15 protein-coding genes and 1 pseudogene are annotated in these 17,024 nt (G+C 70.7%); 5 read left to right on the top strand and 11 right to left on the bottom strand.

Going from position 1 to position 17,024, the window contains the following annotated elements:
* Positions 1-102: 102 nt before the first annotated feature.
* The 5 genes from ACFWBB_RS19730 to ACFWBB_RS19710 all read right to left on the bottom strand — a co-directional run bounded on the left by ACFWBB_RS19730 (position 103) and on the right by ACFWBB_RS19710 (position 4,900).
* Positions 103-1,155 (bottom strand): aminotransferase class V-fold PLP-dependent enzyme, encoded by a 1,053-nt coding sequence (locus ACFWBB_RS19730; RefSeq protein ID WP_385273685.1) that lies wholly within the window; start codon positions 1,153-1,155, stop codon positions 103-105.
* A gap of 95 nt (positions 1,156-1,250) precedes the next feature.
* On the bottom strand, positions 1,251-1,967 hold the full coding sequence (locus tag ACFWBB_RS19725) for a DsbA family oxidoreductase (protein ID WP_385273682.1): 717 nt from the start codon (positions 1,965-1,967) through the stop codon (positions 1,251-1,253).
* Positions 1,968-2,070: 103 nt separating this feature from the next.
* Positions 2,071-2,574, bottom strand: a complete 504-nt coding sequence (locus ACFWBB_RS19720; RefSeq protein WP_385273679.1) for a GNAT family N-acetyltransferase — start codon at positions 2,572-2,574, stop codon at positions 2,071-2,073.
* A 42-nt stretch (positions 2,575-2,616) separates the two neighbouring features.
* Positions 2,617-3,225 (bottom strand): DUF1349 domain-containing protein, encoded by a 609-nt coding sequence (locus tag ACFWBB_RS19715; protein ID WP_385273676.1) that lies wholly within the window; start codon positions 3,223-3,225, stop codon positions 2,617-2,619.
* Positions 3,226-3,370: 145 nt separating this feature from the next.
* Positions 3,371-4,900, bottom strand: coding sequence for an aldehyde dehydrogenase (NADP(+)) (locus tag ACFWBB_RS19710; protein ID WP_385273673.1), 1,530 nt, complete (start codon positions 4,898-4,900; stop codon positions 3,371-3,373).
* 139 nt (positions 4,901-5,039) lie between these two features.
* Here ACFWBB_RS19710 and ACFWBB_RS19705 point away from each other — a divergent pair, with 139 nt between their 5' ends.
* The 3 genes and pseudogenes from ACFWBB_RS19705 (at position 5,040) to ACFWBB_RS19695 (ending at position 8,028) form a co-directional block, all read left to right on the top strand.
* A complete protein-coding gene (locus tag ACFWBB_RS19705) occupies positions 5,040-5,813 on the top strand; it encodes an IclR family transcriptional regulator (protein WP_200726187.1) in 774 nt (257 codons plus the stop codon).
* Between the two features lie 3 nt (positions 5,814-5,816).
* Positions 5,817-6,287 carry a GNAT family N-acetyltransferase gene (locus tag ACFWBB_RS19700; protein ID WP_385273668.1) on the top strand — a complete coding sequence of 157 codons (471 nt, stop codon included), beginning with the start codon at positions 5,817-5,819 and terminating at the stop codon, positions 6,285-6,287.
* Positions 6,288-6,571: 284 nt separating this feature from the next.
* Positions 6,572-8,028, top strand: a pseudogene (locus tag ACFWBB_RS19695) (peptidoglycan D,D-transpeptidase FtsI family protein).
* A gap of 70 nt (positions 8,029-8,098) precedes the next feature.
* Here the strand turns inward: ACFWBB_RS19695 and ACFWBB_RS19690 are convergent.
* Entirely contained in the window at positions 8,099-9,550 is a 1,452-nt protein-coding gene (locus tag ACFWBB_RS19690; protein WP_385273665.1) for an NCS2 family permease, read from the bottom strand.
* Between the two features lie 268 nt (positions 9,551-9,818).
* Between ACFWBB_RS19690 and ACFWBB_RS19685 the strand changes: the two genes are divergently transcribed.
* Together ACFWBB_RS19685 and ACFWBB_RS19680 are read left to right on the top strand one after the other, a co-directional pair.
* Positions 9,819-10,388, top strand: a complete 570-nt coding sequence (locus ACFWBB_RS19685) for a SigE family RNA polymerase sigma factor (RefSeq protein ID WP_054239212.1) — start codon at positions 9,819-9,821, stop codon at positions 10,386-10,388.
* The gene (locus tag ACFWBB_RS19680; RefSeq protein WP_385273661.1) at positions 10,385-11,263 is read left to right on the top strand and encodes a hypothetical protein; all 879 of its coding nucleotides are present in this window, start codon (positions 10,385-10,387) and stop codon (positions 11,261-11,263) included. Before ACFWBB_RS19685 ends, ACFWBB_RS19680 begins: the two co-directional genes overlap by 4 nt.
* Positions 11,264-11,272: 9 nt before the next feature.
* Here ACFWBB_RS19680 and ACFWBB_RS19675 read toward each other — a convergent pair whose 3' ends face one another.
* From ACFWBB_RS19675 to ACFWBB_RS19655, 5 genes are all read right to left on the bottom strand, one after another.
* Positions 11,273-12,427: a right-handed parallel beta-helix repeat-containing protein gene (locus ACFWBB_RS19675; RefSeq protein ID WP_385273658.1), complete on the bottom strand. Its 1,155-nt coding sequence runs from the start codon at positions 12,425-12,427 to the stop codon at positions 11,273-11,275.
* Between the two features lie 222 nt (positions 12,428-12,649).
* Positions 12,650-13,447, bottom strand: a complete 798-nt coding sequence (locus ACFWBB_RS19670; RefSeq protein WP_385273655.1) for an HAD family acid phosphatase — start codon at positions 13,445-13,447, stop codon at positions 12,650-12,652.
* 135 nt (positions 13,448-13,582) lie between these two features.
* Positions 13,583-14,695 carry a chondroitinase-B domain-containing protein gene (locus ACFWBB_RS19665; RefSeq protein WP_385273652.1) on the bottom strand — a complete coding sequence of 371 codons (1,113 nt, stop codon included), beginning with the start codon at positions 14,693-14,695 and terminating at the stop codon, positions 13,583-13,585.
* A 46-nt stretch (positions 14,696-14,741) separates the two neighbouring features.
* Complete coding sequence (locus ACFWBB_RS19660; protein WP_385273649.1) at positions 14,742-15,989, bottom strand: dienelactone hydrolase family protein; 1,248 nt, start codon at positions 15,987-15,989, stop codon at positions 14,742-14,744.
* Positions 15,976-17,022 carry a pectinesterase family protein gene (locus tag ACFWBB_RS19655; RefSeq protein ID WP_385273694.1) on the bottom strand — a complete coding sequence of 349 codons (1,047 nt, stop codon included), beginning with the start codon at positions 17,020-17,022 and terminating at the stop codon, positions 15,976-15,978. The genes ACFWBB_RS19660 and ACFWBB_RS19655 overlap by 14 nt, the downstream gene beginning before the upstream one ends.
* Positions 17,023-17,024: the final 2 nt, after the last annotated feature.

Here is a 17,024-nt window from a genome sequence, read left to right as displayed (position 1 = left end):
GGGGTGAGGGCGTCCGGCCTGTCCGGTCTGTCCGGCCCATCCGGTCCGTCCGGCTTCTCCAGTCCCTCCGGCGTGTCCGTCCGGTCGGGCGCCGGGGGGGGCTCAGGCCGACAGGGCGTCGAGGAGGCGGTCGACGTCGGCGGGCGTGTTGAACAGGTGGAAGGAGGCGCGCAGGTTTCCGGCGCGGTCCGAGACTTGGATGCCGGCGTCGGCGAGCTCGGCCCGGCGGGAGCCGAGTCCGGGCACCGAGACGATCGCGGAGCCGGGCGCGGCGACGGGTCGGTGGCCGAGCGAGGCGAGTCCGGCACGGAAGCGGTCGGCGAGGGAGAGATCGTGGGCACCGATCGCCGCCACGCCGAGTTCCTCCACCAGTTCGAGGGAGCGGCGGAGTCCGGCGTAGGTGAACAGGGCGTGGGTCAGGTCGAACCGCCGTGCGGAGTGGGCGAGTTCGGCCACCGGGCCGTAACAGCTGTCCCAGGGCTCCTCGCCCGCGACCCATCCGGCGAGGATCGGTGACAGCCCGCCGAAGTCCTCCGGGACCACGAGGAACGCCGCACCGTGGGGACCGAGCAGCCACTTGAAGGAGACGGCGGCGGAGAAGTCGTGGCTGTCGGCGTCCGTCGTGAGCCAGCCGACGGACTGCGAGAAGTCGACGTAGGTACGTGCGCCGTGCGCCCGCGCCGCCTCGCGCAGGGCGGGCAGGTCGGCGACCCGGCCGTCGGCGGACTGGGCGGCGCTCACCGCGACCAGCGCCGTGCCGGGGCGGACGGACTCGGCGAGCCGCTCCAGCGGGACGGCGCGCATCTTGAGGTCTCCGCGGACGTGGAACGGGTTCAGCACGGAGGTGAAGTCGTCCTCGGCGGTGAGCACTTCGGCGCCCGCGGGGAGCGAGGCGGCGATCAGTGCGGTGTGCGCGGCCACCGAGGCGCCCAGCGCCACCCGGGTGACCGGGACGCCGGCCAGCCGGGCGTACGCGGCCCGGCAGGCCTCGACGTCCTCGTACAACGGGGTCAGCGGCCTGCCCTCGGCGCGCAGCACCGCCGCCTCGTGCAGGGCGGCGACGGTGCGGGCCGGCAACAGGCCGTTGCTCGCCGTGTTCAGGTATGTGGTCTTCGGGGTGAACTCGGCGCGGACGAGGCTCTCGAAGGTCTCCATGGGTCCACTGTGGGACCCGGGGAACCCCTCGTCCATCGCGAATTTTTACGCGATAGCGCTAAGGAGAGCTTATAGATCGGCCCTCACCTGCGGGTTCAGTGCTGCGGGACCGCGCAGCCGTCCGGGCCGCAGGCCTCCGCGCCGCCGTCGTCGATCAGCTTGAGCGGGGAGCGGTCTCCCCAGGCCTGGGTGAGCGCCTGAGCGAAGACCTCGGCGGGCTGTGCGCCGGAGACCCCGTAGGCGCGGTCGAGGACGAAGAACGGCACGCCGTTCGCGCCGAGCTCGGCGGCCTCGCGCTCGTCGGCACGGACCTCGTCGGCGTAGGCGGCCGGGTCGGCGAGGACCCCGCGGGCGGCCCCGGCGTCGAGACCTGCCTCGACGGCCAGCTCCACGAGCCGCTCCTGTCCCTCGGAGAAGACAGAGCGCTCCTCGGCGAAGTTGGCCCGGTAGAGGATCTGGATGAGCTCGTCCTGCCTGCCCTGCTCCTTGGCGAAGTGCAGCAGGCGGTGCATGTCGAAGGTGTTGCCGTGGTCGCGGCCCCGGGTGCGGTAGTCGAGGCCCTCGGCGGCGGCCTGGGCGCCCAGGTTCTCCTCACCGGACTGCGCCTGCGCCTCGCTCATCCCGTACTTCTTGGTGAGCATGGCCAGCACCGGCTGGACGTCACCCTTGGCGCGCCCCGGGTCCAGCTCGAAGGAACGGTGCACCACCTCGACCCGGTCGCGGTGCGGGAAGGCCTCGAGCGCCTTCTCGAAGCGGGCCTTGCCCACGTAGCACCAGGGGCAGGCGATGTCGCTCCAGATCTCGACGCGCATGTCTCGGCTCTCTCCAGGTCGTACGACTGGTACGGGGGCTCCCGGCCGGAGGCCCGCACGGAGGTTCCCTCCGCAGAGTGCATGAACGTTCAAGCACGTGGTTTCATTCCCCCGTCACCGCGTACCTCAGCCAGAGATGGTGGTCGTCCTCGGCGGGCGGGTTCTCCGGGTCCGGGTGCCAGCCCTGCCGGGCGTAGAAGGCCTGGGCGCGCCGGTTCCCGACGTGCACGTCGAGCACGGCCGTGCGCCGGCCGTCCGCCCGCCACTGCTCGACACAGGCCGCGTGCAGGGCCGTACCGATCCCCGCTCGCCAGTGGTCGGGGTCGACGTGGAACTGGAACAGCTTGACCGTGCGCGCGGGCGCGCCCTCCGGCGTGCGGAAGGACGCGAGGCCGACGGTCCTTCCCCGCTCGACGACGCACAGCACCTGGCTGTCGGGCCGCTCGATGGCCGAGCGCCAGGCGGCGATCCAGTCGGTGCCGTCCTGCGGGATCCCGTCGGGGTAGTACGTCGCCCGGGCCCGCGCGTGCAGCGCGGCGACCCGCTCGGCCTCGGCCGGGACGGCGGTGCGGATCACCCGGTGTTCCGTGACGCGTTCTCCGATCATGCAGGCAAGGACGTGACGACCCTGCCCCCCGGTTCCGGCCGGCTAGCTTCCGTCCCTGAGGTCGTCCGGCCACTCGGTCCTGAACTCGAGGTGGTCGTAGGTCACCACGCACCCCTCGCCCATCGGGGACTGCGTCATGAAGCCGACCAGGGCCGCACCGGTCTCCTTCTCCTCCCCCAGCGTGAACAGCCGGACGAAGGTCCAGCGCCTGCCGTCCCGGGAGGCGTGGAAGGCGAAGGCGCGACCGGTTCTGCTCACCCGGAGCCAGACCGTACTCCCCTCCACGGTGAAGGAGTTGGCGTCGTCGGAGTGCCCCCGGGTGACCACCGTGCAGACGGTGGCCACGTCCGGGGAGTACTCCAGACAGAGCTTGGCCCAGGCCCGCTCACCGACTTGGACGTACAACGCCCCCGCGTCGAAGGCCCAGTTGAACCCGACGGTGACGCGTGCGATCAGCTGGAAGTCGCCTTCCGGCGCCCCCAGCAGCCGGGGCGCGTCGGCGGCGGGTTCCACCCCGTCCCCGGTGGGCGGCACGAACCGGTCCTGCCGGGCCCCGGCCCACCCGGTGAGCACCCCGTGCTCATGGGACCAGTGCCCGCCGGGCCCATAGGTACGGAGGGGAAAGGGCAGTTCGGGAAGCGAGACGTCCATGGCCTCATCATCTCAGGGGAGCCGCGACACCAAGGGGTGCGGGGGACTGCGCGAAGCCACGACGGACCTGTGGACGGCAGTCGACCGCACCCCTCGGGGGCGCGCCCGAGCGGAGCGCTCGGCCGCCCGCGCGGAGCGCTGCGCGCTACCGCTCCAGGCGCCCGTTGAACCGGCGGGGCAGCCCCAGTTCGTTCTCGTCCCGCAGCTCCACCGGCAGCAGCGCCGCGGGAGCGTTCTGGTAGGCGACCGGCCGCAGCCACCGCTCGATGGCGGTTCCGCCGACCGAGGTGGAGGTGGAGGTGGTGGCCGGGTACGGCCCCCCGTGATGCTGGGCCGCCGCGACGGCGACGCCCGTGGGCCAGCCGTTCACCAGCACACGTCCGGCGAGCGGGGTCAGTTCGGCGAGGATCTCCGCGCCCCGGCCCTCGCCCGCGGCCTCCTCCTCGGACAGCTGCACGGTCGCCGTGAGGTTGCCCGGCAGGCGCGACAGCACCGCCTTGACCTCGCCCTCGTCGTCGTAGCGGACCACGACGGTGACCGGTCCGAAGCACTCCTCGAGCAGCAGGTCGTGCGCGCCCTCGGCGGTCAGCCGCGCGGCCGGCACGGTCAGGAACCCCGCGCTGACGGTGTGTTCCCCGCCGGCGCCGGGCGTCACCGGCGACTCCACGTCGGGCAGCTCGGCCCGCTCGGCGACCCCGGCGATGAAGTTGTCGCGCATCCGGTGGTCGAGCAGCACGCCCGCGTCGGTGTCGCTCACCGCGTCCGTGAGCGACTTGACCAGCCCGTCGCCGGCCGCGCCGGACGGCACCAGCACCAGCCCCGGCTTCACACAGAACTGTCCGACCCCCAGCGTCATGGACCCGGCGAGGCCGGCGCCGATGGCCTCGGCCCGCTCGGCGGCGGCCGCCTCGGTCACCACGACGGGGTTCAGCGACCCCAGCTCGCCGTGGAACGGGATCGGCACCGGACGGGCCGCCGCGGCGTCGAACAGCGCGCGGCCGCCCCGGATCGACCCGGTGAAACCGGCCGCGGCGACCAGCGGGTGCCTGATCAGCTCGACACCGGCCTCGAAGCCGTGGACCAGACCCAGCACGCCCGCCGGGATGCCGTGCTCGGCCGCGGCGGTGCGCAGCACCTTGGCGACCAGCTCGGACAGGCCCGGGTGGTCGGGGTGGGACTTGACGACGACCGGGTTGCCCGCCGCGAGCGCGCTCGCGGTGTCACCGCCCGCGACGGAGAACGCGAAGGGGAAGTTGGACGCCGAGTACACGGCCACCACCCCGAGCGGCACCTTGTAGCGGCGCAGGTCGGGGATGGGCGGGGTGGCCGTGTCGTCGGGGTGGTTGACGACGATGTCGAGGAACGCCCCCTCGTCGACGATGCCGGCGAACGCACGCAACTGGTAGCAGGTGCGGGCGAGCTCGCCGGTCAGCCGGACCGGGCCGAGCGCGGTCTCGGCGTCGGCCACCTCCACGAGCGTGTCCTTGGCCGCCTGGAGCCGGTCGGCCGCGGAACGCAGGAAGGCGGCGCGTACGGTGCGGTCGGCGAGGAAGCCGCGCGCCTCATGGGCGGCGCGGACGACGGCGTCGACCTCCTGGGCCGTGGCCTCCACCGCAACCTGTTCACGCTGCTTCCCGGTTCGGGGGTCGACACTCCAGACTGGTGCTGCTGCCACCGCAGGTCCCTCCACGCTTGTTTCTGACCACGTTTGGTACTGGCTCATTCACCAGGGTCGTTCGATATACTGAACGCTGTCTCTGATGATGAATATGCTGTCGGAGCGTATTTCCCGTCGAACGAAGGGGTCAAGGGCGATGTCGGCTGTCGAGACGGGGGGCGGAGCGCAGGTCAAGTCCGCGGTGCGGACGGTTGAGCTGCTGGAATACTTCGCCGGCCGCCCGGGAATGCACTCTCTCGCGTCGGTCCAGGAGGCCGTCGGATATCCCAAGTCCAGTCTCTACATGCTGCTGCGCACCCTGGTGGAGCTGGGCTGGGTGGAGACGGACGCGACGGGCACCCGGTACGGCATCGGGGTACGGGCACTGCTCGTGGGCACGTCGTACATCGACGGCGACGAGGTGGTCGCGGCCGCACGCCCCACCCTGGACCGGCTCTCGGACGACACCACCGAAACCATCCACCTGGCCCGGCTGGACGGCACGAACGTCGTGTACCTCGCCACCCGCCAGTCCCAGCACTACCTGCGCCCCTTCACCCGCGTCGGCCGCCGCCTCCCCGCCCACTCCACCTCCCTGGGCAAGGCGCTGCTGAGCACGTACACCGACGAGCAGGTCCGCAAGCTGCTGCCGGAGACACTGCCGGCGCTGACCGAGCACACGATCACGGACCGCGAGAAGCTCATCGAGGAGCTGCACCAGATCCGCGAGCAGGGCTTCTCGGTGGACCGCGAGGAGAACACGCTGGGCCTGCGCTGCTTCGGCGTGGCGATCCCGTACCGCACGCCGGCCCGGGACGCGATCAGCTGCTCGGTGCCGGTGGCGAGGCTCACCCCCGCGCACGAGCAGCTGGTGAAGGACGCCCTCTTCGACGCACGCGACCGGCTCACCCTGGCCACCCGTAGGCTCTGAGGCATGCTGATCACCCTGCGCCAGGTCCACGACAGCGATCTGCCGGTGTTCTTCCGGCAGCTGAACGATCCCGAGTCCCTGCGCATGGCCGCGTTCACCGCGAAGGACCCGGCCGACCGGGACGCCTTCGACTCCCACTGGGCCAGGATCCGCGCCTCGTCCGACGTGCCGCGCACGATCCTGGCGGACGGGGACGTGGTCGGCAGCGCGGCGGTGTACGGGGAGCCGGGCGAGCGCGAGGTGACGTACTGGGTGGACCGGGCGTACTGGGGCCGGGGCATCGCCACGCAGGCGTTGCGGGCGCTGGTGTCCGAGGTGGTGGAGCGGCCGCTGTTCGCGCGGGCGGCGGCCGACAACACCGGTTCCCTGCGCGTCCTGGAGAAGTGCGGCTTCCGGCGCACCGCCCGGGCCACCGGATACGCGAACGCGCGCGGCGGGGAGATCGAGGAGATCGTGCTGCGCCTGGAGCCCTGAACCGGCCGCAGGCGAACCGCCCGGACCGGACCGGCCGGAGCGAACCGCCCGGACCGGACCGGCCGGAGCGGGCCGGCCGGAGCGGGCCGGCCGCAGGCGGGCCGGGTGCAGGCGGGCCGGGTGCAGGCGGGCCGGGTGCAGGCGGGCCGGGGGTGCGGCCGACCGGGTGCGGCCGACCGGGTGCGGCCGACCGGCGACAGATGAACGGCAGCAGATGAACGGACGATGAGAAAACCGGGCGGACGGGAACGATTGCCGCCATCTCGTTCGTCGTTCTGTTCGCAATGAACAAGACGATCAGGCGCGCCTCGGTCTTCGCGCTGCTGCTGGTGTTCGCCCTGCTGCTCCGGGCGACCTGGGTGCAGTTCTACGAGGGCCAGGCACTCGCGGACGACAAGAAGAACCGGCGCAACGCGATTCTGACGTACGCGGAGCCGCTCGGGAACATCATCGTGGCCGGAAAGGCGATCACCGGCTCGGCCGTCACGGCGGGCGGCGACCTCAGATACAAGCGCACGTACACGGACGGCGAGCTGTACGCGGCGGTGACGGGCTACGCCTCCCAGAGCTTCGCCCCGACCCAGCTGGAGGGCATCTACGCGGACTGCTCAACGGCACGGACACCCGTCTGAAGACCGCACTGGACACGGTCACCGACAAACGGGCGGACCCGGGCAACGTGATCACCACGCTCGACCCGGACGTGCAGAAGGCCGCGTACGACGCGCTCGGTGACAAGAAGGGCGCGGCCGTCGCGATCGACCCGGCGACGGGCCGGATCCTGGCGGTCGTGTCGACCCCGTCGTACGACCCGTCGTCGCTGACCGACGCCAACACCGCCGGGACGGCGTGGAAGAAGCTCAACGCGGACTCCGACAAGCCGCTCACCAACCGGGCGCTGCGCCAGCCGCTGGCACCGGGTTCGACGTTCAAGCTGGTCGTGGCGGCGTCCGCGCTGGAGGACGGGCTGTACTCGTCCGTGGACGAGAAGACCGACAGCCAGGACCCGTACACCCTGCCGGGCACCCGCACGGTCCTGAAGAACGAGAACACGTCCGCGCCCTGCGAGGACGCCTCGATCAGGGTCGCGTTGCAGTACTCGTGCAACAACGTGTTCGCGCACATGGCCGTCCAGCTCGGCCAGGACAAGCTGAGGGCGACGGCCGAGAAGTTCGGCTTCAACGACGACAGCCAGGACGTGCCGGTGCGGGCGTACCCGAGCGTGTACCCGTCCGACATGGACGCGTCGTCCACGGCCCTGACCGGCATCGGCCAGTTCGACGTGACCGCGACGCCGTTGCAGATGGCCATGGTGTCGGCCGCGATGGCCAACGGCGGCAAACTCGTCTCGCCGCACATGGTCTCGCAGATCACCGACGGCGGGGGTGACGTGCTGAAGGACTACGACGACGAGGCGACGAGCACGCAGATCGTCAGCTCCTCCACCGCCGAGCAGTTGCAGTCGGCGATGCAGACGGTCGTCGAGAAGGGCACGGGCACGAACGCGATCATCGACGGCGTCACCGTCGGCGGCAAGACGGGCACGGCCCAGAACGGCGAGAACAACAGCAAGGCGCCGTACGCCTGGTTCACGTCGTACGGGAAGTCCGACTCGTCCGGCAAGGAGGTCGCCGTGGCGGTCGTGGTCGAGCAGTCCGACGCGGCGCGCTCCGAGGTCAGCGGGAACGGACTGGCCGCGCCGGTCGCGAAGGCGATGATGGAAGCGGCGCTGAAGGGTTGAGGGGGCTGCGTGACCGGCCTGCGGGTCCGCTGTGGCTGGTCACGCAGTCCCCCGGGCTCCTTCCGGGCGCCTACTTCACGCCGAGGATCTGCTCGATGGGGTCGATCGCGAAGTACACGACGAACAGCGCCGAGGCTCCCCACAGCAGCCAGTGGACCTCCTTCGCCCTGCCGAGCACCGTCTTGATGACGACGTACGCGAGGAAGCCCGCGCCGATGCCGTTGGTGATCGAGTAGGTGAACGGCATCACGGCGATGGTCAGGAACGCCGGGATCGCGATCTCGTACTTGTCCCAGTCGATGCTCTTGACCTGGGTCATCATCAGGAAGCCGACGGCGACCAGGGCGGGGGCCGCCGCCTGGAGCGGGACGATGGTGAGCAGCGGGGTCAGGAACAGGGCGAGCGCGAACATGCCGCCGGTGATCAGGTTGGAGAAGCCGGTGCGTGCCCCCTCGCCGACGCCCGCGGCCGACTCGATGTAGGAGGTCGCGGAGGACGACGAGGCGGCGCCGCCCGCTACGGCCGCCGCGCCGTCGATGAGCAGTACCCGGCCGAGGTGGGGCACGTCGCCCTTCTCGTCCAGCAGTCCGGCCTCCGCGCTGATGCCGACGACGGTGCCCATGGTGTCGAAGAAGTCGGAGAGGATCAGGGTGAAGACCAGCAGGACGACCGTGATGACGCTGGTCTGCCCGAACGCGCCGAACAGGCTGAAGTGACCGATCAGCCCGAAGTCGGGGGTGCCGACGATCTTGTCGGGCCACGAAGGCGTGGTCAGGCCCCAGGACTTGATGTCCGCGATCGAGTTAATGACGATCGCGAGGACCGTCATCGTCACGATACTGATCAGGATCGCGCCCTTGACCTTGCGGGCCAGCAGTCCGATCGTCAGCAGCACGCCGAGGCAGAAGACGAGCACCGGCCAGCCGGTGAGGGTACCCGTGCCGCCGAGCTGCACGGGGACGGTCGTGCCCGCGACGTCGGGGATACGGCTGACGAAGCCCGCGTCGACGAAGCCGATGAAGGCGATGAACAGACCGATACCGACGCTGATCGCCTGCTTCAGCGGTTGCGGGATGGCGTGCATGACGGCCTCGCGCAGACCGGTCACCACCAGCACACAGATGAGCAGACCCTCGAGGACGATGAGGCCCATCGCGTCGTCCCAGCTCATCAGGGGGGCGATCTGGAAGGCGACGACCGCGTTCAGACCGAGGCCCGCGGCGAGCGCGAGGGGCAGGTTGCCGCCGACGCCCATGATGATCGTCATGACCGCGGCCACCAGGGCGGTGGCGGTGGTGAGTTGGACGGCGTCGAGCTGGTGCCCGAACTTGTCCTTGGCGCTGCCCAGGATGATGGGATTCAGGACAAGGATGTAGGCCATGGTGAAGAACGTGGCGAAGCCGCCGCGTATCTCCCGGCCGACGGTGGATCCCCGCTCGGAGATCTTGAAGAACCGGTCGACGCCGCTCGTCACGGGTGGCGCGACGCTCGGCCGGCCGTCGGCCTTCTTCGTCTCGGACATGACTGGTGCTCCTAGGTGCCTGAATGATCTGGGTGCGGATGCTGGCTGGATTGTTGCCGTGTTGAACCGTCTTCAGGTTTTCGCCGTGTTACGGAATCGGACTCCGCAGACGTTCGGCCCGCCACATGATGTTCGAACCCCCGCACCGATCCGAGTATTCGATCACTGCTACGCTTCGCGATCTCGTCCCGACCACCTCCTCGGGGCATCCCCATGTCATTCACATGACACACACAGGCGCACCAGTCGTTCCGAGAAGAGGTCACCCGTGGGCACAGTCGTCGACGACGCCGCCTCCGTGGAATTCCATGCCTTCTTCGACCGTCACTACGCCGAACTGTCCCGCCTCGCGCACCTGCTGACCGGTGAGGCGGACGCCGCCGACGATCTCGCGGCGGACGCGCTCCTCGCCCTGTGGAACCGCTGGGACCGGGTGCGCGCGGCCGACCACCCGGTGGCGTACGCCCGCGGCGTCGTCGCGAACCTCGCCCGCACCCGCATCCGCAGCGCCGTCCGGGAGCGCCGCAGGATCGCGCTGTTCTGGTCGCAGCGCGAGGAGAAGACGGAGAACCCCGACATCGCGGGTGTGGTGGACGTCCAGTCGGCGCTGCGTAGACTTCCGTTCCGCAAACGGGCCTGTGTGGTTCTGCGGCACGCCTTCGACCTCTCGGAGAAGGACACGGCGCTCGCCCTGGGGGTCTCGGTGGGTACGGTGAAGAGCCAGACCTCGAAGGGGATGGCCGAACTCCAGAAGCTGCTCGGCGCCAAGGGGGCTCCGCTCAAGATGCCCGCCATGGTGCGCACCGGTGAGGCCTCGGCCTCAGGAAGGGACCGATGACGATGCGGCGGGACGTGCACGACGATCTGCGCGCCCGGCTGCACGAGGCGGCCGAGGCACACGAACCCGACCGGGCGCGCATCCTGGCCCGCGTCGAGCGCGGCATGGCGGGGCAGGGGCAGGGACAGGAGCGGTCCGATCACCGGGCGAGCCGCCCGGTGCTGTGGGGCTGGGCACGGATCGTGGGGGCGACGGCCGCGGTCGCGGGCATGCTCGCGGTCGGCGGTTACGCGGTGGCCTCCGCGGTGAAGGACGACACCCCGGCGCAGCAGACGGTCTCCGTCTCCTCGCCGCCGGTCGAGTCCCCGGACGCGACGAGCCGTCCGCCGGCCTCGCCGAAGGCCACGCCGAGTTCCGGCGGCGGCGCGAAGGACCCGGCGAAGCCGAGCACCTCCCCGCCGGAGAACTCCGGGGCGACGCCCTCCACGTCCGCGGCCGCGCTGCTGCCGGTGACGACCGACAACGAGGACGGCCCGCTGTGGTCGGACGGTTCGGTCGACCCGCACAGCAACGACTTCTGGGCGCAGAGCAACGTCACGCTGAAGACGTCCGAGGTGCTCACGGGGCTGACCGTGCAGCTGAAGGTCGCGCAGACCGGCGGGGTCTCGTCCACGGGCGCCTGGCGCTCACTGCCCGAGAACGACTTCAGGTTCTCGGTGGCCGAGCGGGACGGCTTCCTGGTCTACACCTGGGTGCTCAAGGAGGGCCGTACGGTCGCCAAGGGCGAGTGGGTGTTCGCCGGGCAGTACGACCACGACCGCGGCGGCCGTGACGCCAAGGACGACACCTACGCGGTCACCGGCGGCTCGGAGAAGCAACAGGGAGCCGTGGGAGGCGACTTCGCCTCCCACGAGGACGACGCGGGCGACTCCTGACGTACGCGGTCAGTTCATCGTCGAGCCGATGGTGGTCGAGCCCGTGGTCAGGAAGGTCGTCGCGGGCAGCGAGCCGTCCGCCTTCCGGGCGCCGTACGCCGTCGTCGCGTCCGTCGACCTGAAGGCCGGCGTGCCGACCCCGCCGTCCCAGCTGTTCGCCGCGGAGACGGCCGCCGAACCCAGCTTGTCCGCCCCGGCCTTGTCGCCCACCGCGAGATTGCGGGCGAGGCGGGCCTTGCCGGTGGCGAAGTAGAACCCCGCCTCGGTGTTGGCGTAGGCGGTGTTGCGGTTCAGCGCGATCGCCCCGGTGTTGGAGTTCTCGGTGAACCCGTTCAGGGTGTTGTCCCAGGCGGCGTTGTTGTTGACGAGGTGGGCGACGGCCACGCCTCCGCCGCCGAGCTTGAAGCCGTTGCCGTTGCCCTCGAACGCGGAGTCGCTCCACCGGTTCTTCCCGTTGCCGAAGGCCCACGAGTGCTCGATGGTGACCGGTGTGGAGAACTGCCACAGGTCGAGGCCGTCGTCGGAGTTGTTGTACAGCCGGGCACCGGTGATCCGGTTTCCGGTCCCGGAGCCGAACTTGATGGCGATGCCGTCCGCGTTCTGGCCGTGCCCGGCGGCGTCGTAGTTGCCGTAACTGTCCAGGTTCTGCACGAGGTTGTTCACCGTGTTGTCGCCGCGCAGCGTGAAGCCGGAGTCGCCGTTGTTGCCGGTGACCAGGTTCCTGAAGATGCCGCCGGTCGACGAGGTGACGACGAAGCCCTGGGCCGGGGAGGACTGGAAGGTGAGGTTCTGCACGGTCCAGTAGCTGCCGTAGATCCCGGCGAGCCAGGAGCCGGCGGGCAGCTTGGAACCGTCGATCCTCACCTTCTCGGCGCCGTACGCCTGGAGCGTGATGCGGGCGGAACTCGTGCCGCTGGCCGTCGACTTGAGGGTGGCCGACGGGTAGTACGTGCCGCCGCGAACCTGGATGACGGTGCCGGCGACCGCGTTGCGCACGGCCGACTCCAGCTGGGCGGTGGTGGAGACGGTGACCGTCGAGGAGGCGGCCCCGGCACCGCCGTTCGACAGGCCGAGGAAGACGCCGCCCGCCCCCGCCGAGACCGCCACCGCGGCGGCGATCGAGAGGGTGCGTGTCCTGCGGTGGCGTCCGGTGCTCATGCGCACGGGGTGTTCCTTTCGGTGGGGAGAGAGGGAGGGAACGGGCCGAAGGGGCCGCCCCGGCCCGTTCCCGCACCTCAGTCGCCACCATGGCCACGACAGGTTGCCGATGCGCGCGAAAGAGATCGGAACTTTCGCGCGCCTCGGCTCACCCGGTGCGTGAGCTCACGTAGTACGTCGGCTCACGTCGTACGTCGGCTCACGTGGTACGTCGGCTCACGTCGTACGTCAGCCCACGTAGTACGTCGGGTTCGGCAGCTTGTACGTCCGGTCGGCGTAGCCGCCGTCGAGGTCGGAGTACTGGTCACCGAAGTTGGCGATGATCTCGTACCCGAGGTCGTCCTCGATGTGCCTGCGGGTGCCGGACTTGTACTGGACGGTCGTGCAGGTCCAGGTGCCCGGGGTGGCGCAGGCGCTCAGGTACGACGGCGGGGCGGCGGCGTTCTTGAGGAACACGTGGTCGGCGTCGAGGTTGATGTCGGCGCCGACCTTCTTCAGGTTCTCCACGGCCGCCGAGCGCTGCGCCTCGCCGAGACCCGAGTTGTAGAAGACCTCGACGCCCTGCTTCTCGGCGTACTGCACGAGTTCGGGGGTGCCGAACACCGCCGGGCGGTCGGCCTTGTTCACGTACGCCGCCCAGGTGGCGGAGCTGTACGTGTAGTTGTACCGCTTCTCGTAGTCCAGGCTGAGCAGCAGCGTGTCGTCGATGTCGAAGACGACCGCGGGCTTCTCGCCCTTCCTGAGCGCCTTGCGGGCGGCCTTGTCGATGTACTTCTTCGCGGCCTTGTCGATGCTCGCGAGGTCCTTGGCGTACGGGCTGGTCGGCGACGCCTGGTACACGCCGTTCGCGTCCGGCGCGGTGCCGTAGTAGGTGTCGATGTCCTTCACCAGGAGCCCGATGTTGTAGGGCTCGTGGGTGGAGTTGGCCGTGGACTGGCCGGCCGTCGCCGCGCCGGCGCCGTACAGGGCGGCGCCGGCTACGGCGCAGGCCGCGGCGACGGCCGCGATGCGCTGTGACTTATGCATGACACGCTTTCTACGCGCGTCACACGGGTGAGCGCGATACCCGTTGCCCGATCGAGACCCGTTCGGTGGGCAAAAATCGGGTCAAGCGCTCGGGGCGGGCCGGGGAGCCCGGCACCGGGACGGTCCGGTGGCCGGTCAGTCCATGGTCGCTCCGATGGTCGTCGACCCGGTCGTCAGGAAGGTGGTCGCGGGCAGCGTGCCGCTCGAACCACGGGCGTTGTACGTGGTGCTCGCGTCCGTCGACCGGAAGGCGGGCGTGGAGATGCCGGAGTCCCAGTTGTTGCCGGCCGAGGTGACCTTCGCCCCCTTGCTGACCGAGCCTCCGCCGTTGCTCACCGCCAGGTTCTTGCCGAGCTTGGCGGAGCTGGTGGCGAAGTAGTAGCCCCACTTGCTGTTGGCGTAGGCGGTGGTGCGGTTCAGGACGAGGGCGCCGGTGTTGGAGTTCTCGGTGAAGCCGTTTCCGGCGTTGCCCCAGGCGGCCGAGTTGTTGACGACGTGCGCGACGACCTCGCCGTCGCCGCCCAGTTTGTAGCCGTTGCCGTCGCCCGCGAAGGACGGGTCTGACCAGCGGTTGGCGCCGTTGCCGAAGGACCAGGTGTGCTCGACGGTGACGGGCGAGGAGAAGGACCAGAAGTCGATCCCGTCGTCCGAGTTGTTGTACAGGCGGGCGCCGGTGATGAGGTTGCCGGTGCCGGAGCCGAACTTCACGGCGACACCGTCGGCGTTCTCACCGTGGTTCGCGGCGTCGTAGTTGCCGTAGCTGTCGATGTTCCTGACGGTGTTGTTGACGGTCCCGTCCCCGGTGAGGGTGAAGCCGGAGTCGCCGCCGTTGATCGTCTTGATGTTGTTCCAGTTGGTGCCGGTGCAGGACTGGCAGACGACCGCGCTGTCCGGGGAGTTCTGGAAGGTGAGGTTGGAGACGTTCCAGTGGTCGGCGGTCAGCTTGAAGATCCAGTCGCCGTCGGGGAGCGACGAGCCGTCGATCTTCACTGTCTCCGAGCCGTACGCCGTGAGGGTGACGGGCGCGGAGGAGGTGCCGTTGGCCGTGGACTGGAGGGTGGCCGTCGGGTAATAGGTGCCGCCGCGGACCTGGATGACCGTGCCTGCGGTGGCGTTCTTGATGGCGTTGGACAGGTCGGTGGAGTTGCCGACCACCACGGTGGCGGCCTGCGCCTGGGTGGGCAGGGCGGCGAGTCCGGCGCCCAGGGTGAGGGCGGCGACGGCCGTGAGAGCGGTACGACGAGACATGGAGTGCGGGTCCTTTCCGTCGTTCATGGGGATGGGGAGGGACGCTTCACAGGACGGCGCGAAGCCAGGTGAAGACCTCGTCTTGCATGCGGTCGACGAAGACATGGCCGAGGTCGGGCCAGCTCTTCAGGTGCAACCGCTCCTCGGCGTGACGGGACCGCCAGACGGAGCGCAGCCTGTCGTGGGCCGCGCGGACGCCATCGGCCGGGAACAGCGGATCGAGCCCGCCGTCGAAGAACAGCATCGGCCTGGGTGCGGCGATGCTCGCCACGTCGGGGAAGTCGAGGAACCGGGGAAGCCCCGGGTGGAGCATGTAGTACGAGGACTGCCCGCGCAGGGTGTTGTTGCCGGGCACCATCATTTCCTTCAGGCCGGTCATCCAGCAGACGGCCGCCGCGGCCGCGAGGTCGTCGCTGAGCGCGGCCGCCTGCCAGGCGCGGAAGGCGCCCATGGAGAACCCGACGGCCGCCACCCGGTCCCGGTCGACCCGGTCGAGGCCGGCCAGGAATCCGGCGGCCCGGGCGTCCTCGCGGGCCATGAGTCCGGCGAGTGAGGAGCCGAGGTTGAAGAAGTTGGAGGCCAGGGCCTGCTGCTGGTCGTAGGCGAGGGGCCCGCGGTCGCCCCAGCCGAGAGCGTCCGCGCACAGCACGGCATACCCCCGCCGGGCCAGCTCGTCGCCGACGAACCGTCCGCTGAAGTACCGCTCCGACCAGACCTGCGCGGAGGCGAGCCGGGTGTCGTCGTACCAGGGCCGGACCAGCTTCTCCTTCCCGATGTCGAACTTGGCCCCGTGGTCGTGCAGGAGCAGCACGGCCGGGAACGGGCCGGGGCCGTCCGGGGTGAGGAGCGCGGCGCGGACGCGTTCGTGACGGGTGAGCGAGAGCGTCACCAACTCGCTGCTGTAGCCGTCCTGTTGCTGGTGATCGCTGTACTCGGGGGCGTACGGGGTCCGGTCCTCCCGCCCGACGAGCAGCAGCTCGTCGACCTTGGCGCGGGCGGCCCCGCGCCAGACGCGGAAGTCGCGGATCGGGGAGTTTCCCCAGGCGAGGGGGAAGGTAAGCTCGGCCTTGAGGGCGGGGTGGAAGTCGGGCAGCGGCCCCTCCACGACGGCCGACCGGGCCTCCATGACGGCCGACTGCGCCTCCTCGGCGGCTGCCCGCCCGTCCACGGCGGCCGTCGGCCCGTCCACGGCGGCTGCCCGCGCGTCGGTGGTGGCGGCGCCCCCGGCGAGGAGCGCGGCCCCGGTGCCGACCACGAACGCCCGCCGCCCCACCGCCGGGTCACGGGCGCCCATACGGCCTCCAGTTGCCGAGATACGTCGTGCGGGTGTGGGTGGCCGCCTCCTCTGCGGTCAGCTGCGGCCGGTTCGCCGGCATCGAGACAACCGCTCCGGGACCGGAGTTGGCGTGTTCGCGGAAGCGCATGGCCTGCCATGGGTAGGCGTCGCGCATGTTGGTGTACGGGGTCACCGCGTCGATACCGGAGCCGATCCAGGTGTCCCGTACGACCAGCGAGGGCCAGGCGGTCGTCTCGTAGGACGGCACCCACGGCCGGGCGATCTTGTACGCCGCGTCCTCGGCGCCGGAGGTGATCCGGCCGCGCAGCGCGAGGAAGCCGTAGGGGTTGGCCCGGGCGGTGGCGGGGGCGAAGACCATGCCCTTGGGGGTGAAGGTCACGTCCCGCTGGAGGGTGTGGAAGTGGCAGGCGTCGAAGACGGCCCGGCCGCGCCCGAAGACGAAGTCGACGTCGCCCTCGATGTAACAGCGGCGGAAGTACTGCCGGTCGAAGGCGTCCAGCGCGGTGGTGTCGGCGAAGAGGGTGTCCTGGTGGGCCAGGAGGCGCACGTTGTCGAAGTGTGTGCGGTCGCCGGTGACGTGGGCGGCCACCGCCTGGGTGCCGGTGATCTCCGGGTGGTCGGCGCGCAGCCAGTCGTTGGCGAGGGTGAGGTCGCGGACGGTGAGGCCGGGCGCGGCGGAGGTGAAGGTGGCGGAGCCCGCGGTGCCGTAGGTGCCGGACCCGTCGGGCTTCGGCGTCCCATTGGCGTTGTCGAAGACGAGGACGGCGGCACGCGGGTCGCCGGAGGCACCGCGAATCGTCAACTCAACTTTTCCCGCAGGCACGTTGACGACTTCTCGGTAGGTCCCCGGGTGTACGACGATCGTCCGGCCGGGCCCGTCGACGGCGTCCACGGCCGCCTGGAGGGAGTCGCCGGGGCGGACGTGCAGGATGCGGCGGGACTGCGCGTGGGCGGGAGCCGCGGTGACGGCCGGACCGCCCGCGAGGCCCGTGAGCCCCGTGAGCCCCGTGAGGAGGGTGCGTCGGCGCAGCA

This window comes from Streptomyces sp. NPDC060000, from assembly GCF_042737375.1.
GTDB lineage: Bacteria > Actinomycetota > Actinomycetes > Streptomycetales > Streptomycetaceae > Streptomyces.
This window is presented reverse-complemented; position numbering and strand designations above follow the sequence as displayed.

Bases quoted from the DNA above. Each gene is read 5' to 3' on its own strand.
- ACFWBB_RS19720 (WP_385273679.1), bottom strand. From the start codon at position 2,574: ATGATCGGAGAACGCGTCACGGAACACCGGGTGATCCGCACCGCCGTC.
- ACFWBB_RS19705 (WP_200726187.1), top strand. From the start codon at position 5,040: ATGTCGGCTGTCGAGACGGGGGGCGGAGCGCAGGTCAAGTCCGCGGTG.
- ACFWBB_RS19680 (WP_385273661.1), top strand. From the start codon at position 10,385: ATGACGATGCGGCGGGACGTGCACGACGATCTGCGCGCCCGGCTGCAC.
- ACFWBB_RS19700 (WP_385273668.1), top strand. From the start codon at position 5,817: ATGCTGATCACCCTGCGCCAGGTCCACGACAGCGATCTGCCGGTGTTC.
- ACFWBB_RS19670 (WP_385273655.1), bottom strand. From the start codon at position 13,447: ATGCATAAGTCACAGCGCATCGCGGCCGTCGCCGCGGCCTGCGCCGTA.
- ACFWBB_RS19725 (WP_385273682.1), bottom strand. From the start codon at position 1,967: ATGCGCGTCGAGATCTGGAGCGACATCGCCTGCCCCTGGTGCTACGTG.
- ACFWBB_RS19730 (WP_385273685.1), bottom strand. From the start codon at position 1,155: ATGGAGACCTTCGAGAGCCTCGTCCGCGCCGAGTTCACCCCGAAGACC.
- ACFWBB_RS19665 (WP_385273652.1), bottom strand. From the start codon at position 14,695: ATGTCTCGTCGTACCGCTCTCACGGCCGTCGCCGCCCTCACCCTGGGC.
- ACFWBB_RS19715 (WP_385273676.1), bottom strand. From the start codon at position 3,225: ATGGACGTCTCGCTTCCCGAACTGCCCTTTCCCCTCCGTACCTATGGG.
- ACFWBB_RS19690 (WP_385273665.1), bottom strand. From the start codon at position 9,550: ATGTCCGAGACGAAGAAGGCCGACGGCCGGCCGAGCGTCGCGCCACCC.
- ACFWBB_RS19660 (WP_385273649.1), bottom strand. From the start codon at position 15,989: ATGGGCGCCCGTGACCCGGCGGTGGGGCGGCGGGCGTTCGTGGTCGGC.